Source organism: Paenibacillus sp. J14, from assembly GCF_000518465.1.
GTDB lineage: Bacteria > Bacillota > Bacilli > Paenibacillales > Paenibacillaceae > Fontibacillus > Fontibacillus barengoltzii.
This window is the reverse complement of the sequence record NZ_JADQ01000011.1, coordinates 90,388-106,668: the sequence shown is the minus strand read 5'-3', so window position 1 is coordinate 106,668 and position 16,281 is coordinate 90,388. Positions and strand designations below refer to the sequence as shown.

Below are 16,281 nucleotides of genomic sequence, written 5' to 3'. Positions count from 1 at the left end.
TAGCATTTCAACTTGGAATGGGGGTGAGAAAACATGCATGAAGCTCCGGTCATAGAGTTGGGCGGTCTGCATTTGGACTTGTCCATCATCTTGATGCTGGTGGTGACCTGCACCATCGTGTTCGTCATCGCGCGTCTAGCGACTCGGAATCTATCCGTAGAGAATCCCGGCAAGCTTCAGAATTTCATGGAGTGGGCAGCTGAGTTCGTTCAGAACTTGATCTCCAGCACCATGGATCTGAAGAAGGGAAGACCTTTTCTCTCCCTGGCCATGACGATGATTATGTTTATCTTTGTCGCCAACATGCTAGGGCTTCTGTTTGGGGTCGTAACGGAGTATGATGATCCGGCGAAAGCGAAAATTTTCGGTCAGGAAATCACTTCGGTTACGAAGGTGCTCGCGGAAGAGCACGAGAAGCATCCGGGTGAGGAAGCTCACGCCGAGGTGGCATGGTGGAAATCGCCGACAGCTGATCTCAGCGTAACGATGGGTCTGGCCTTGCTCGTCTTCACATTGTCCCACGGTTTGGGGATGGTGAGAAACACGAGAAATTATTTTAAGCATTACGTTCAGCCCTATCCTTTGTTTCTACCAATTAACTTGATTGAGCAGCTCTCGAAGCTGGTAACGCATGGCGTTCGTCTTTACGCGAATATCTTCGCAGGCGAGGTACTGATCTCCACCATTATGACGTTGGCCAAAGCAAGCGTGGTTGGTGCGATCTTCTCCGTTCCGCTCTTGATGGTATGGGATGGATTCAGTATTTTCGTAGGTGCTATCCAGGCTTTCGTCTTTGTCATCTTGATGATGGTTTATATCTCGCAAAACCTGGAAAGTCACGAAGAGCATTAACCGGGCAGTGTTGGAAGCCCGCATAAGCTAGTCTAAGTTTCAAGTTACGGATTGGAGAACGACTTCAACCTGACTGAACTATAAAAATTGATTTTACTTAAGGAGGATATACAAAATGGGAGCAATGGCATTATTAGCAGCAGCTATCGTAGCAGGTTTGGGCGCATTTGGCGCAGCGCTGGGTAACGGTATGGTTATCAGCAAAACAGTTGAAGGGATCGCTCGTCAACCTGAAGCGAAGTCCACTCTGCAAACAACGATGTTTATCGGCGTAGGTTTGATCGAGGTACTTCCGATCATCGGCGTGGTCCTGGCATTTATGTTCTTTGGTCAGGCTTAATAAGATTTTTAGAAAAGAAATGGCGGGGAAGGCCACAGACGTCCTCGCCTTCTTTTTAGCCCAGGGCGGGCGATACGCGATATGCGGATAGGCTTCGGAAAGGAGTGACTTGAGTTTGGAATTCGTATGGGAAAACACCGTCCTCGCATTGATTGCGATCGGGATTTTATACTTCTTGTTGAACAAATACGCATTTGGTCCGCTGTTTTCCGTGATGGAGAAGCGTCGTGAACTCGTTCAGCAACAGCTGAGTGAAGCGGCGCAAACACGTGAACAGGCAAATGCTTATGTGGAGGAGCAAAAAGCTGCCCTTCAGCAAGCACGCAAAGAGGCGTATGAAATTATTGAACAATCCAAGCAGACGAGCAGCAAGCAAGCCGCTCAAATGCTGGAGGAAGCCAAGAACGAGGCGGCCCGCTTGAAGGAAGAAGCGGTACGCGACATTCAGAACGAGAAGAACCGCGCGGTGGAACAACTTCGCAGCGAAGTGGGCGCTGTGTCGGTGAAGATCGCATCCAAGCTGATCGAGAAAGAAGTCAGCGAAGACAGCGTTCAAGGCGAACTGGTTGACAAGTACCTTAAAGAGGTCGGTGGCCGCTCATGAGCCGCGAGACCGTAGCTGCAAAACGGTATGCCAAAGCATTGTATGAGATCGCTGCGGCGGAAAGCCGGACGCTGGAAGTTGAAGAAGAGTTGAAAGCACTGGCGGCAGCTTTCCAGGCAGGGGATATTGAGCATTTTCTTGCCTCACCGAAGATTACGGAATCGGCGAAATGGGAAGCCATCTCCAATGCGATTGAAGGCAAACTGTCCAAACCTGTAGTTTCGACGGTGAAGCTTCTGGTAGAACGCGGAAGAATCGGACTCTTGCCGGAGCTGGTAGACGCTTACGTGAGCATTTCCAGCGAAGCGCTTGGACTTGCCAATGCGTTGGTGACAACGACTTACCCGCTTAGCGAAGAGGAGAAGCAGCAGGTTGCTGCGGAGTTCGGCGCCCTCTTAAATAAGAAGATTCGCGTCGAGAACGTGATCGACAAATCGTTGCTTGGCGGAATGAAAGTACGAATTGGCGACACGTTGTACGATGGAAGCTTGGCCGGGAAATTGGAACGGCTTGAAAAGTCTTTTCGAAGACAAGCACTGTAGATAGGGGTGAAACACTTGAGTATCAGACCTGAAGAGATCAGTACACTGATTAAAAGTCAGATCGAACAATATAAATCGGAAATCGAAGTAGCTGAAGTCGGCACCGTTATTCAAGTTGGTGACGGTATCGCCCGTGTTCACGGACTTGAGAACGCGATGGCAAACGAGCTGCTCGAGTTTGAAAATGGCATTTTTGGTCTTGCTCTGAACCTGGAAGAGAGCAATGTGGGTGTCGTTATCCTCGGCCCTTACAGCGAAATCCGCGAAGGCGATCAAGTGAAACGGACCGGCCAAATCATGCAGGTTCCTGTCGGCGAAGCGATGCTGGGCCGCGTTGTGAACCCGCTGGGTCAACCGATCGACGGGAAAGGACCGATTGAAACGACGGAATTCCGTCCAGTCGAAAATAACGCTCCTGGCGTTATCGACCGGAAATCGGTTCATGAACCAATGCAAACGGGGATTAAAGCGATCGACTCGATGGTTCCGATCGGTCGTGGTCAACGGGAGCTTATTATCGGTGACCGTCAAACCGGTAAAACGGCGATTGCCATCGATACGATCATCAACCAAAAAGGCAATGGCGTGAAATGTATTTACGTAGCGATCGGTCAGAAGCAATCGACCGTTGTTAGCGTAGTTGAAACACTTCGTCGCCACGGTGCACTGGATTACACGATCGTGGTATCGGCTTCCGCTTCGGAACCGGCACCGCTTCTGTACATTGCTCCTTATGCTGGGGTAGCTATGGCTGAGTACTTCATGTACAAAGGCGAGCATGTCCTGATTATTTATGACGATTTGTCGAAACAAGCAGCTGCTTACCGCGAACTTTCCTTGCTGCTCCGTCGTCCTCCGGGCCGTGAGGCGTATCCGGGTGACGTCTTCTACTTGCACTCCCGTCTGCTGGAACGTGCAGCCAAACTGAGCGACGAGCTTGGCGGCGGTTCGATCACGGCGCTTCCGTTTATCGAAACGCAAGCTTCCGACGTATCGGCGTACATTCCAACAAACGTTATTTCCATTACCGACGGTCAGATCTTCCTGGAGTCCGACCTGTTCTACTCCGGTCAACGTCCAGCGGTTAACGTGGGTATCTCCGTATCCCGGGTTGGCGGTTCCGCGCAAATCAAGGCAATGAAGAAGGTTGCCGGTACGTTGCGTCTGGACCTGGCCCAATACCGCGAGCTTCAAGCGTTCTCCCAGTTCGGTTCTGATCTGGACAAATCGACGCAAGCTCGGTTGACCCGTGGTTCGCGTATGATGGAAATCCTGAAGCAAGGCGTTAACCAACCGTTGGCGGTTGAACTACAAGTCATCAGCTTGTATACCGCAGTCAAAGGGTATCTGGATGATATCCCGCTAGCTGACGTGCGCCGCTTTGAAGCGGAATTCCTGTCTTTTGTCCAAAATCAGCATGACGATGTTCTGCAGTCGATCCGCGACACCAAGGATCTGACGCCAGAGAACGAAACGAAGCTGAAAGAAGTAATCGAGCAATTCAAACGCGGTTTCGCGACTACGGCATAAGAATGTTCTTGCGGCAAACCGGCCTTGGCTAAGCGCAATGCCGGTTTACGCCTATGTGTAAAAAATACTTTGGTCAGGCCAAAGTTAGGCTCATGCTTACGAAGTTAGTTTTGGCTTCGCCAAAACTAAGCACATGCTTACGAAGTAACTTTGGCTCTGCCAAAGTTAGGCTCATGCTTACGAAGTTAGTTTTGGCTTCGCCAAAACTTTAAGGTGGTGAAATCATGGCAAAAGGGATGCGCGAAATCAAGCGTCAGATTAAAAGCGTTCAGAACACCCGGCAAATCACCAAAGCGATGGAAATGGTAGCCTCGGCGAAACTGCGTAAAGCGCAGGAGAGAGCGCAAGCGGCTCGGCCATACTCAGAGAAGCTGAAAGAGGTAGTATCCAGCATCGCGGCTGCCTCTCAAGGCGTTAGTCACCCGATGCTCGTGTCGCGTCCGGTCAAGCGGACCGCGTATATCGTGATTACGTCCGACGGCGGTTTGGTTGGCGGATATAACGCGAATATTTTGCGGAAAGTGACGGATTTGATCCGTTCTCGCCACACCTCGACTTCGGAATACGAACTGTTTGTCATCGGCCGCAAAGGCAGAGACTATTTCAAACGCCGCAATTATCCGGTTGTTCATGAAGTAACTGAGCTTTCGGACTCTCCGAGATTTGCGGATATTAAGTCGTTGACCTATGCAGCGGTGCAAGGCTTCGAAACCGAACGATTCGACGAAATTTACGTTTGCTATAACCGGTTCATCAATGCGATTACCCAACTGCCAACCGTGGAGCGTCTTCTCCCCTTTGATTCGGTGGAGAGCGAGGGCCCGGTCAGCAGCTATGAGTATGAACCTTCGCCGGAGGGCGTATTAGAAGTACTTCTTCCGAAATATGCCGAAACGTTGATCTTTGGTGCGCTTCTTGACGGTAAAGCCAGTGAGCTTGGTGCGAAAATGACTGCAATGGGCAGCGCGACCAAAAACGCGACGAAGATGATTAATGAACTTACCCTGACGTACAACCGCGCTCGTCAAGCGGCGATTACGCAAGAAATTACGGAGATCGTGGCCGGAGCTAACGCACAAGGCTGATCGTTCCGGGCAGCAATTTTAGGAGGGAAACGAAGATGAACAAAGGACGCGTTGTCAGCGTAATGGGTCCGGTTGTTGACATCGAATTTGAGCGCGGTCAACTCCCGGAAATCTATAACGCAATTAAAATTGAGAAGCAAGACGGCCAGTCTGCTTTGGTTCTGGAAGCTTCCAATCATCTGGGCGATAACCTCGTTCGTTGTATCGCGATGGCCTCGACAGACGGCCTTGTGCGCGGTACGGAAGCAATCGACTTAGGAGCACCGATTTCGGTTCCAGTCGGTTCGGCGACATTGAGCCGCGTATTTAACGTGCTGGGTGAGCCGATTGATAACAAGGGTGAAACCAACAGCGAATTGAGATACCCAATCCACCGCGAACCGCCGAAGTTTGAAGATCTGTCGACGCAAGCGGAAATGCTGGAAACCGGGATCAAGGTTATCGACCTGCTGGCGCCTTACGCCAAAGGCGGTAAAATCGGCTTGTTCGGTGGTGCCGGCGTAGGTAAAACCGTTACGATTCAGGAATTGATCCACAACATCGCTCACGAACATGGCGGGATCTCCGTATTTGCCGGTGTAGGGGAACGTACCCGTGAAGGGAACGACCTTTACATGGAAATGACGGAATCTGGCGTTATCGAGAAAACGGCGATGGTCTTCGGTCAAATGAACGAACCGCCAGGTGCACGTCTTCGCGTAGCCTTGACGGGTCTGACGATGGCAGAATACTTCCGCGACCAAGAAGGCCGCGACGTATTGCTCTTCATCGACAACATCTTCCGGTTTACGCAAGCGGGTTCTGAGGTTTCCGCGTTGCTCGGACGGATGCCTTCCGCAGTAGGTTACCAGCCGACGCTGGCAACGGAAATGGGTCAATTGCAAGAACGGATCACTTCGACGAAGAAAGGTTCCGTTACTTCGATTCAAGCGATTTACGTTCCTGCGGACGACTATACCGACCCGGCTCCAGCTACAACGTTTGCTCACTTGGACGCAACGACGAACCTGGAACGGAAAATTTCCGAGAAAGGGATTTTCCCGGCCGTAGACCCGCTGGCTTCCAGCTCGCGGATTTTGACGCCGGAAATCGTAGGCGAAGAGCACTATGCCGTAGCCCAAGGCGTAAAACAAATCTTGGCTCGTTATAAAGAACTGCAGGATATTATCGCGATCCTCGGTATGGATGAATTGTCCGACGACGATAAAACGCTCGTTGCCCGTGCCCGGAAAATCGAACGCTTCCTGTCGCAGCCATTCCACGTGGCTGAGCAGTTTACGGGAATTAAAGGGAAATATGTGCCGATCGCCGAGACGGTCCGCAGCTTCAAAGAAATCTTGGAAGGCAAGCATGACGATCTTCCGGAAGCAGCGTTCCTGTTCGTAGGAACGATTGAAGAAGCTGTCGAAAAGGCCAAAACGCTGTAATTTGAAGCCGAATCCGGATGCTTCAGAAATGAACTGTCCCACGAACAGGAGGGATAACACTTGAGCACCTTTTTATTGGAAATCGTTACGCCGGAGCATGTGGTGTTCTCGAAAGAGGTTGACAGCTTGACGGTCCGCGGCGTTGAAGGGGAGTTTGGCGTTTTGAAGGGCCATATCCCGCTCGTGACCCCGCTGCAAGTTGCCCCGGTGGTTGCGAAAATCGGCAAGGAAGAGACGTACATCGCCGTACACGGTGGATTTATCGAAGTACAGGGCGATAAGGTGATCGTACTTGCCGAGAGCGCAGAGCTGCCGGAGGAGATCGATCTGGAGCGGGCCATCGCGGCACGTGAGCGTGCGGAACGCCGTTTGGCGAATCGCAGCAACCAGGATCGTATCGATCATCGCCGTGCAGAGCTCGCGTTGCAGCGGGCGGTCACCCGGATTAACGTGGTCACCAACCGCAAACAGCAATAGACTGCAAAATAACGGGCACCTCTTTGGGGTGCCTGTTTTTTCTTACAGAATGACGTCAGAATGATATTTTGGTAATAGATGCCGTTGGAAGCCTTTGCATGACAAAGAAAAGCTGGATTATTGCGGCGATGCCAAGTATGATATATAAGGTCTATATTTTTACAGGATCGAAACCGATATATAAATACGAACCTAACGCAACTATGATCAATGTGACAGCGTCTAATGGGGAAGAATTAACCGTTTAGGTACTTGCTGCATAAATATAAACGTGATGGAGGATTTATTATGAATCCCGTCGATCAGGTAGCGTCTTCAGTGGGGGTAAACGGCTTGACAGCGATCCTCGTCTCCTTGGCGTGCGTGGTGCTGTCGTGGCTGGCCCTGCAGAATTTGAAGCTGGATCTATTCATTCGCCACCCCAAGAGCCCGCAAGGCAAGCTGCTGCATCTGCTGCTCGCCATTGTACTAGGCCGATTCGTAGCTGCTTTTATTATGGATTATTGGCAATATACCCAAATGCTGAAGTATATGTTTTGAGCTTAACTTTAAGCATTCGTATGAGTGTTTAGCTTAGTGTTTGCGGAGTTCGTCTACAGACAGATCAGGAAGGAAATTGTCGAATAACATCATTTCATTGTGTCAACAATGGTGAATAAGGACTACAACTCGAGAGCATGTCCATAATCTGGGCAAGAAGCGATTTCTGTGCCAAAACACGCTTTTTCGACAAGATTGGAGCCTTGTGTGCCTTAAATGACCGGTGATATGATGAAATTTAGGGATTGAACCAGGTAAATCTTTTTCCAAATCGGGAAAAAAAGTGAAAATGAACGCGCGGAGGGAACCATGATGAGCAAATTTATCGTCCGCGGTGGCAATGTTTTGGCCGGGAACGTAAAAGTCAGCGGTGCTAAAAATTCAGTGCTACCGATCATTGCAGCGTCTTTACTGGGTGAAGAAGGAGTCAGCGTCATTCGCGATGCACCCCCTCTTGACGATGTAATGACCATTAATAAAGTGTTGGAGTCGCTAGGAGCAGCTGTTAAGTATGACCGAGAGGTCATTACCGTCGATGCGCGGCAAATCACTTCTTGCGAGGCGCCTTATGAATGGGTGCGAAAGATGCGGGCGTCTTTTCTTGTCATGGGTCCATTGTTAACAAGAATGGGATTCACCCGGATTTCCCTCCCGGGTGGCTGTGCGATCGGAACCAGACCGATTGACCAGCATCTGAAAGGCTTCGAAGCGATGGGTGCAGAAATCACCATCGGCCACGGGTTTATCGAAGCCAAGTCGAACGGCCGCCTCCGCGGGGCTAAGATTTATTTGGACGTTGCCAGTGTAGGCGCAACGGAGAACATTATGATGGCGGCAACCTTGGCGGAAGGCACAACCATTATTGAAAATGCAGCGAAAGAGCCGGAAATCGTTGATCTGGCCAATTATTTGAACAGTATGGGAGCCGTTGTCCGCGGAGCGGGAACGGGTATGATTCGGATTGAAGGCGTCGAACGGTTGCGTGGTTGCGAGCATACGGTGATCCCGGACCGGATCGAGGCAGGAACGTTTATGGTCGCTGCGGCAATTACTGGCGGGAACGTCTTTGTCGAAGGGGCGATCGCGGATCACTTGGGACCGGTGATTTCCAAGCTGGAGGAAATGGGCGTCACCGTAGAAGTACAGGAGAACGGCGTACGTGTGATCGCAGACAAACCGCTAAAAGCAGTGGATGTAAAAACATTACCGTATCCGGGCTTCCCAACAGATATGCAAGCGCAAATGATGGCCCTGCTGCTCGTAACCGAAGGAGCGAGTGTCATTACCGAAACGGTATTCGAAAACCGCTTTATGCATGTCGATCAGTTCCGTTTAATGAATGCCGACATTAAGGTGGAAGGACGCAGTGCAATTATTTCCGGGAGCAACAAGCTCAGCGGAGCCAAGGTATGCGCCACCGACCTTCGTGCCGGAGCGGCACTGATCTTAGCTGGATTGGTAGCGGACGGAACGACGGAAGTCAGCGGGACGCATCATATCGACCGGGGATACGTGGATTTGGCCGAGAAGCTGTCTGGCTTAGGTGCGGACATTTGGCGGATTTCGGTCGAAGAGACCGCTCCGGAAACCGAGAAAGTATCAGCTAGCGCCAAAGAGGAAATCCCCGTTTTGAAAATTCAGCCCTCTTGGGCTTAAGCTGAAGTTCATAGATGTATGAAAAAACCATGCCGAAGGCATGGTTTTTTTCTTTAATTGAAGTGTTCCAGCACTACTTTGCCGATGGTTCTTCCGGATTCGAGCAGCGCATGGGCTTTGCGGAGATTGGCCGCGTTAATTGGAGATAGCTTCTCTGCAATGGTCGAACGAATCACTCCTTGATCGATCAAATCGGACAAAGCGTTCAGTAGATGATGTTGCTCAATCATATCTTCCGTTTGGAACATCGGGCGAGTGAACATCAGCTCATAGACGAAGGTGACGCTTTTCTGCTGCAACAGGGAAATGTTGACCGGCTCATCCGTTTCGACGATCGAGCAGATTTTGCCTTGAGGAGCGATCGCATCGACCATGTTCTTCCAGTGTTTTTCGGTGGTATTCAAGCAAAAGATATAGTCGACATGTTGAACTCCCAGCGCTTGAAGTTGAGGAACAAAAGGGTCAAAGTGATTGATGACATCATCCGCCCCCAGCTCTTTCACCCATTTGACCGATTCAGGACGGGAAGCTGTGCCGATCACTGTAAGTCCGGCATGCTTGGCCAGTTGTGTGGCGATAGAGCCTACACCTCCAGCAGCGCCTATGATCAGAATGGTTTTTCCGGCATTCTGGTTGGCGTCTTTGGAGATGCCTAAGCGATCATACAATGCTTCCCATGCGGTAATTGCGGTCAATGGGAGAGCGGCTGCCTCGGCGAAATCCAGCGAAGTTGGTTTACGACCAACGATCCGTTCGTCAACCAGGTGGAATTCGCTGTTCCCTCCAGGACGGGTGATGCTGCCGGCATAATACACGGCGTCCCCCGGCTTAAACAAGGTCACGTCCGGCCCCACTTCTTCAACGATGCCTGCAACGTCCCAACCGATTACTCGGGGGGAAGACTCCACTTTACTTTTGGGCTTTCGCACCTTCGTGTCGACAGGATTGACGGAGATCGCATGAACCTTGACCAGCAAATCTCTACCGGTTGGAACAGGTCTGTCCATCTCGAGATCCAACAAGCTCTCCGGGTGATCGATGGGCAAATAGTTATAGAATCCAACGGCTTTCATGGTTTGATTCGCCATAGTATACCTCCTCCTTTTCTATTGTTAATGTAAATGTAATGCACTAAAATGGGAAGTACGCACATTAATGTTATGTAGTACACATTTGTATACTATTGTGGAGGGATGCAGCAATGCGCAATCGCAAGAGCGGTTATGGCTTTTGTCCCAACGATGAAGCCTGCCCGGTAGAGTTCACGCTGGATGTGATTGGCGGCAAATGGAAAGGGGTCTTGTTATATCATTTGATGAACGGGCCGATTCGATTCAACGAATTTCGCCGAATTTGCCCCGGGATTACCCAACGGATGTTGACGCTGCAGCTTCGCGAACTGGAGGAGGATGGCGTCGTTCATCGCGAGGTATATCACCAGGTACCCCCAAAGGTGGAGTATTCCTTAACGGAATTTGGCAAAACCTTAATTCCGATCATTATCCAAATGAAGGAATGGGGCGAAACCTATAAGAAGACGGCTCCGTTTCTGAACAAGATGGAAGACCAAGGTTGATCGTTTCTATAAAATCTAGAAGCTTTTGCAAGGGACCCGAGAAATCGGGTCTTTTTGTTGTTCTAGCAATCCCTCAAAACTCATATCTATAAGTATAGCGGACAAACGATATAAGGGCAGAAAGCTAGGTTACTAGCTCGTTAGGAAGGCAGCATGATGAGGGCGGGGGGAATCCATCGATGCAGGAACGATCTCAAGCAGTCAAAGTCAATGTGGCACCTCGCCGAGAGGTTAAGCAAAGCCAAGAAGAAAGCAGGCATCTTCCCATAAACCATCAGGTCGTGGGCCGGCCATTGAGGAATGACGGGGCAAAAGCGACGGCGAAGTCCGTGCCCGTATCTATGATGAAGATTGAACCGAAATCGGGACAAGCGACGGAGTTACGTCAGGCGCGTGGAAAAGGAGGAGGCGAACAACACGGGAGTGCGGGGACTGCTAAGCCTGTCCATGAAGGCACGGCCAGGGCGAAATTTACGGCAGGGCCCGGGGCGCCGCCGGCGGCACCGCTGCTGCAAGTGGTGCCGCCGGAGACCCGCGTGCGTGTCAGCGTCCGCACGCGGCCGCGCCGAACCCTCTCCCGCCTCGGGCGGAGATGGTTCGGCGGCACCGGCGCCGCCCCTGTGGCGGCGGCGCTCCTCGCGCTGGCGCTGCTGCTGCCAGCGCTGATCGCGTGGCGCACGGCGCAGGCACCCGCCGTGCGCCACGACCCGGCGGCGGCGCAGACGCCGTCTGCCGCCGTGCCGCCGGCCGCGGAGCCGCGCTCAGAGGACGCGGCTCGCGCGGAGGCGCCGCCCGCGCAGCCGGACGCTGCGGATGCGGCTGCGGCGGGCGGACCGCCGGTGCGCGTCTATCTCACGCGCACCGGCGTGGTCGAGACCGTGCCGCTCGAGCAGTATGTCACCGGCGTCCTCGCCGCCGAGATGCCGGCGGATTTCGAGCTCGCGGCACTTAAAGCGCAGGCCATCGCCGCGCGTACCTTTATCGTCCAGCGCTTGGCGGCTGGAGAGACCTCAGGCACCGGGAACAAAGCCGCGGATGTTAACGACACCATTGAACATCAAGTCTATCTCCCTCGTTCCGAATTAGAAGAGTGGCCGAACCGGGGGAAGGGTGCAGAGCTGAAGAAGCTGCGCGAAGCCGTCCGGCAGACGGCAGGAATCGTGATGACGTTCCGCGGACAGCCAATCACGGCCTCTTTCTTCTCTTCCAGCGGCGGATACACAGAGAACTCTGAGGAATATTGGTCGCTGAAAATTCCTTATCTGCGCAGCGTGCCAAGCCCTTGGGATGCCGCGATCAATCCGAACAACCGCGAAACCGTGGAAATGCCGCTCCCCCAGCTTTACGCCAAGCTAGGCCAGAAAGTGCCGGAGCCGGTTCAGACGGCGCTGGCTGCGTTGGACCAGGGAGAAACCGAAGCGAAAGCGGCGGCATCGAAGCTAAGTGCCGATAAGCTGTTTAAGATTCTCTCTTGGACGACCGGGCATCGCGTGAAAGAGATTCGCATTGGCGACAAGGTATACACTGGCCGGGAAGTCCGGGAGAAGCTGGATCTTCGCTCCAGCCAGTTTACGCTGGCGGTGACGGGCGATACGGTGAAGATCACCACCTACGGCTACGGCCACGGGGTGGGCATGAGTCAGTGGGGAGCGAACGGGATGGCGAAAGAGGGTTATACGACCACGCAAATCCTCAAACACTACTACACGGGAATCTCGTTTCAGCAGGTCTCCCATTTTCTCAAGTAGATGATGGAAGGCGAAGTTTCTCTTTTTTCTGAAAAAAAGTATATAGACGAAGTATAAAAGAGTTCACCCCGGTAACACTGGTTACTGAGGTGATGAGCAAATGAATGAAAACCAGAAAAAAACAAGTCACGAGGAATCTCCTAAAATGGGACTGGGAGAACCGGTAAAGCCGGTATCCGCGTGGAAGAGATTATTGTCTAAGAGATGGGTTTACCCGGCAGCGTATGTGGCGGCAGCGGCAATTATACTAACCTTAGTGTGGGTCTACCAGGATGCGAGCAACAAGCCGATGGACTCGACCCCCGCCAGCGTAACCGACACCGTGAACCTGTCTGGCGAAGAGGAAGCCGCAACGGGAGAGGGAACGACAGAGGAAGAAGCAACCGAAGTCATCGCCTCCTCCGAGGATCTCGCTTGGCCGGTAGTAAATGCCGCCGAAGTGAGTGTAGTGAAGCCGTTCTATGAGAAGGACGGCACGGCTGAAGAACATCAAGCCGCCCTGGTGCAGTACAACGATACGTTTACGCCAAACACCGGGATCGACTTGGCGCGTGAAGACCGCAAACCTTTCGAAGTCACGGCTGCGATGAGCGGGAAAGTGACGCGGGTTGAAGAAGTGCCGCTCCTCGGGTATGTGGTGGAAATTACGCACGCCAATAACTTGAAGACGGTCTACGAAAGCTTAGGCGAAGTTAAGGTGAAGAAGGATGCCGAAGTGAAGCAAGGCGACATTATCGGCAGCGCTGGCCGCAACGAAGTGGAGAAGGATTTGGATAACCACGTCCATTTTGCAATTTATGAAAATGGCGAGCTGGTGAATCCGGAATCTGTACTTCCGAAAAACTAACGTTTTGCAATAACCCATCCATCCCATGTGAAGGCACTGCCAGCCGATCCAAACATCGAGGACTACGGCAGCAGGCCTGACGGAGAGCGAAGAGCTCTCCGTTTTTTTGTCCTCATTCGCAATAAGGGTACAAAAAGGCCTTATTTACCGGAAATTCCGGCTTCCCGAGTAAATAAGGGAAAATATTGGCCTTATTTTTTTGATCCAAGCCTCATAAGGCTTGTTTTCCTGAGGATCGAGACAAATAAGAGCCTATTTTGTCCTTATCTCGTGCAGATCAAGCTCGAACGCCCAAATAAGGCCAAAAAAGTCCTTTATGAAGCATGAAGATGGTAACTCCATTACTCCGTTTTACGCACTTCACTTCACTTGTCCAACCGAGCTGCAGCTACTCCCTTAGTAACCAACGGTAAAATAAAAGGCCCCGCAAAGGCTTGTCACGCTTGGAAACAAAGAATATCTAAGCCCGCCCCTCATATAATGTACCAAACTATCTCGAGTTGAGGGAGGCGGGAGCGTGCACGATTACATCAAGGAACGGACGATAAAGATTGGACGGTGCATCGTGGAGACACGGCACACAGTTCGGACGATCGCCAAGGAATTCGGCGTTTCGAAAAGCACGGTGCACAAGGATTTAACCGAACGTTTGCCGGAGATTAATCCGGATTTAGCGGATCAGGTGAAGCACATTCTCGAATATCACAAATCGATTAGACACTTGCGCGGCGGTGAAGCAACGAAGATCAAGTATAAGAAAAAAGGCCAAAACAAACGCGAGGTGATTAGCTCTGTGAATTAAAGCGTAATGAATTTATTTAGTTCGCTCATCGAACGATAATCATTGAATCAATCCCCTAAAGTATGGTATTTTTAAATATGGTATAAGATGATGTGGATTTTCATCCATTTATCCCGAAATTTCGCAATATTCTTCGACTTTTGTCGATTAAGAACACCTCGTCAGCGGGACACTTCTGCCATATCACATGAGGTAGGACCGCTACGTCCTTTCCGTGATTTACAAAAATACGCTTTGGGGGATCGAATGATGGGCAAGGATATTGGGATTGATTTAGGCACGGCCAATGTGCTGATTCATATCAAGGGAAAGGGAGTCGTACTTGACGAACCTTCCGTCGTCGCCATTGACAGCGATGGGAAACGAGTACTGGCCGTTGGTGAGGAAGCTAGGCGGATGGTAGGACGTACGCCTGGAAATATCACTGCAATTCGTCCCTTGAAGGACGGAGTTATCGCCGATTTTGAAATTACGGAAACGATGTTGAAGTACTTTATCGACCGGGTGGGTGGACGCAGTTGGTACAGCCATCCGAGAATTCTGATCTGCGCGCCAACGAATATTACGTCGGTTGAGCAGAAATCGATTCGCGAAGCCGCCGAACACAGCGGTGCCAAAGAAGTGTATCTAGAAGAGGAACCAAAAGCGGCCGCAATTGGGGCCGGCATGGATATTTTCGAACCGAGCGGCAACATGGTTGTCGATATCGGCGGCGGGACGACGGATGTGGCGGTGCTCTCCATGGGAGACATCGTCACGGCCTCGTCGCTTAAAGTCGCTGGGGACAAGTTTGATGCTGCCATTATTAAATATATTAAAACGAAGTACAAGCTGTTGATCGGGGAACGGACGGCAGAGGATATCAAGATTGGAATCGGAACGGTGCACCCGAACGGACGGCAGGCGGAGATGGACATCCGCGGACGGGACATGGTATCCGGATTGCCGCTGACCGTGACGATCACGGCGAATGAGATCCAGGAGGCGCTGGCTGACCCGGTATCCTCCATCGTTACCACCGCTAAATCGGTGCTGGAGCGCACTCCGCCGGAATTGTCCGCCGACATCATTGACCGCGGCGTGATTTTGACCGGGGGAGGCGCTCTGCTGAACGGGTTGGACGAGCTGCTGGCCGAAGAGCTTCACGTACCGGTGCTGATTGCGGAAGATCCAATGCACTGTGTGGTTAAGGGTACGGGGATTATGCTCGATAATTTGGACAAGGTGCTAAGAAGAAAGTTCTAATCGTCCGATATAATAAAGAGGAATGAATTGCTCAGAACAATAGGGCATTTCGAATACATAGCGTCTGGAGGTAAGTCATGCTAAGAGGTCTCTATACCGCAGCATCCGGCATGATCGCTGAACAACGGCGGCATGATACAGTTACGCAGAATATTGCCAATCTCAACACACCGGGCTACAAATCGGTGAACACCGTAGCGCGCTCTTTTCCCGAAATGTTGATTTCCTTGATGGGGGACAAGCAGTCAGGAAACAATAAGCAAATCGGGAAGCTGGTAACCGGGGTGTTTGCGGAAGAGAGCTTGCCGGCGTTTACGCAAGGAGATTTGAAGGAAACCGGGAAGAATACCGATTTTGCCTTAATCTCGGAGCTTGGCTTGGAGAACCCGGAAACGGGTGAGCCTTATGCGTTTGACGCCTCCGGTAAATTCGTGACTGCGGACGGCGAAGTGATTTATCAACCGCAAGCCTTCTTCGCCGTGGAAGATAACGAGGGGAATGTACGATATACCCGGGATGGCAGCTTCGCGGTGAATGCGGCGGGAGAACTGAGAACATCCACCGGTTATCGGGTGTTGGACACCGACGGCAATCCGATTATTCTAGATGCGGGCTTGTCTGTGAACACATTGTCCAGCGATGAAGCGGGTAATTTAACGGCCGTGGATAATACCGGTGCCCTGGTGAACTTGGGGACTTTGGGGATTACCGTGGTAGAGCAGCCTTACCAGCTTGTCCGTGAAGGCAACGGCGTCTTCCGGGTGGCGGATGAAGAGGCGGCGGGAGTCCGCGGACTGGTGCCTGGAACGGATGGGGCTGTGGTGCGCCAAGGCTATCTTGAGGTATCTAACGTCGATACTGCCCAGTCTATGGTGGATTTGCTGGCCGCGCAACGCGCTTATGAATCCAACCAAAAAATTATTCAATATTACGATAGAAGCTTGGATAAAGCAGTTAATGAAATTGGCAAAGTACAGTGATCCTGTCTGGTTGCTTTGCTTAATACAGGA

General features: G+C 51.7%; 17 protein-coding genes. 16 read left to right on the top strand and 1 reads right to left on the bottom strand.

Annotated features, from left to right (window positions below):
* Positions 1 to 33 precede the first annotated feature (33 nt).
* From atpB to murA, 10 genes are all read left to right on the top strand, one after another.
* Positions 34 to 852 carry a F0F1 ATP synthase subunit A gene (gene atpB, locus M891_RS0105895; protein WP_009223738.1) on the top strand — a complete coding sequence of 273 codons (819 nt, stop codon included), beginning with the start codon at positions 34 to 36 and terminating at the stop codon, positions 850 to 852.
* Between the two features lie 115 nt (positions 853 to 967).
* Entirely contained in the window at positions 968 to 1,192 is a 225-nt protein-coding gene (gene atpE / locus M891_RS0105890) for a F0F1 ATP synthase subunit C (protein WP_009223739.1), read from the top strand.
* 115 nt (positions 1,193 to 1,307) lie between these two features.
* Positions 1,308 to 1,796 carry a F0F1 ATP synthase subunit B gene (atpF, locus tag M891_RS0105885; RefSeq protein ID WP_009223740.1) on the top strand — a complete coding sequence of 163 codons (489 nt, stop codon included), beginning with the start codon at positions 1,308 to 1,310 and terminating at the stop codon, positions 1,794 to 1,796.
* On the top strand, positions 1,793 to 2,338 hold the full coding sequence (locus tag M891_RS0105880) for a F0F1 ATP synthase subunit delta (RefSeq protein ID WP_009223741.1): 546 nt from the start codon (positions 1,793 to 1,795) through the stop codon (positions 2,336 to 2,338). The genes atpF and M891_RS0105880 overlap by 4 nt, the downstream gene beginning before the upstream one ends.
* Positions 2,339 to 2,353: 15 nt before the next feature.
* Positions 2,354 to 3,868 (top strand): F0F1 ATP synthase subunit alpha, encoded by a 1,515-nt coding sequence (gene atpA, locus M891_RS0105875; protein ID WP_016314171.1) that lies wholly within the window; start codon positions 2,354 to 2,356, stop codon positions 3,866 to 3,868.
* 224 nt (positions 3,869 to 4,092) lie between these two features.
* Entirely contained in the window at positions 4,093 to 4,953 is an 861-nt protein-coding gene (gene atpG / locus M891_RS0105870; RefSeq protein ID WP_028538170.1) for an ATP synthase F1 subunit gamma, read from the top strand.
* A gap of 35 nt (positions 4,954 to 4,988) precedes the next feature.
* Positions 4,989 to 6,380: a F0F1 ATP synthase subunit beta gene (atpD, locus tag M891_RS0105865; protein ID WP_016314169.1), complete on the top strand. Its 1,392-nt coding sequence runs from the start codon at positions 4,989 to 4,991 to the stop codon at positions 6,378 to 6,380.
* A gap of 60 nt (positions 6,381 to 6,440) precedes the next feature.
* A complete protein-coding gene (locus tag M891_RS0105860; RefSeq protein WP_016314168.1) occupies positions 6,441 to 6,857 on the top strand; it encodes a F0F1 ATP synthase subunit epsilon in 417 nt (138 codons plus the stop codon).
* A gap of 288 nt (positions 6,858 to 7,145) precedes the next feature.
* Entirely contained in the window at positions 7,146 to 7,397 is a 252-nt protein-coding gene (locus tag M891_RS0105850) for a DUF1146 family protein (protein ID WP_016314167.1), read from the top strand.
* Between the two features lie 312 nt (positions 7,398 to 7,709).
* Positions 7,710 to 9,053: a UDP-N-acetylglucosamine 1-carboxyvinyltransferase gene (gene murA, locus M891_RS0105845; protein ID WP_036699475.1), complete on the top strand. Its 1,344-nt coding sequence runs from the start codon at positions 7,710 to 7,712 to the stop codon at positions 9,051 to 9,053.
* Between the two features lie 53 nt (positions 9,054 to 9,106).
* Here the strand turns inward: murA and M891_RS0105840 are convergent, their stop codons facing one another.
* Positions 9,107 to 10,141, bottom strand: coding sequence for a zinc-binding alcohol dehydrogenase family protein (locus M891_RS0105840; RefSeq protein WP_028538168.1), 1,035 nt, complete (start codon positions 10,139 to 10,141; stop codon positions 9,107 to 9,109).
* A 113-nt stretch (positions 10,142 to 10,254) separates the two neighbouring features.
* On the opposite strand from M891_RS0105840, the gene M891_RS0105835 reads away from it, so the two are divergent.
* The 6 genes from M891_RS0105835 to M891_RS0105810 all read left to right on the top strand — a co-directional run bounded on the left by M891_RS0105835 (position 10,255) and on the right by M891_RS0105810 (position 16,251).
* Positions 10,255 to 10,629, top strand: a complete 375-nt coding sequence (locus M891_RS0105835; protein ID WP_028538167.1) for a winged helix-turn-helix transcriptional regulator — start codon at positions 10,255 to 10,257, stop codon at positions 10,627 to 10,629.
* Positions 10,630 to 11,324: 695 nt separating this feature from the next.
* Positions 11,325 to 12,377: a stage II sporulation protein D gene (gene spoIID / locus M891_RS23405; protein ID WP_232228296.1), complete on the top strand. Its 1,053-nt coding sequence runs from the start codon at positions 11,325 to 11,327 to the stop codon at positions 12,375 to 12,377.
* 100 nt (positions 12,378 to 12,477) lie between these two features.
* Positions 12,478 to 13,224, top strand: a complete 747-nt coding sequence (locus M891_RS0105825) for a M23 family metallopeptidase (protein ID WP_009223750.1) — start codon at positions 12,478 to 12,480, stop codon at positions 13,222 to 13,224.
* A 517-nt stretch (positions 13,225 to 13,741) separates the two neighbouring features.
* Positions 13,742 to 14,026, top strand: coding sequence for a sporulation transcriptional regulator SpoIIID (gene spoIIID, locus M891_RS0105820; RefSeq protein ID WP_016314161.1), 285 nt, complete (start codon positions 13,742 to 13,744; stop codon positions 14,024 to 14,026).
* A 246-nt stretch (positions 14,027 to 14,272) separates the two neighbouring features.
* Entirely contained in the window at positions 14,273 to 15,271 is a 999-nt protein-coding gene (locus tag M891_RS0105815) for a rod shape-determining protein (RefSeq protein ID WP_016314160.1), read from the top strand.
* Positions 15,272 to 15,348: 77 nt separating this feature from the next.
* On the top strand, positions 15,349 to 16,251 hold the full coding sequence (locus M891_RS0105810) for a flagellar hook-basal body protein (protein ID WP_016314159.1): 903 nt from the start codon (positions 15,349 to 15,351) through the stop codon (positions 16,249 to 16,251).
* Positions 16,252 to 16,281: the final 30 nt, after the last annotated feature.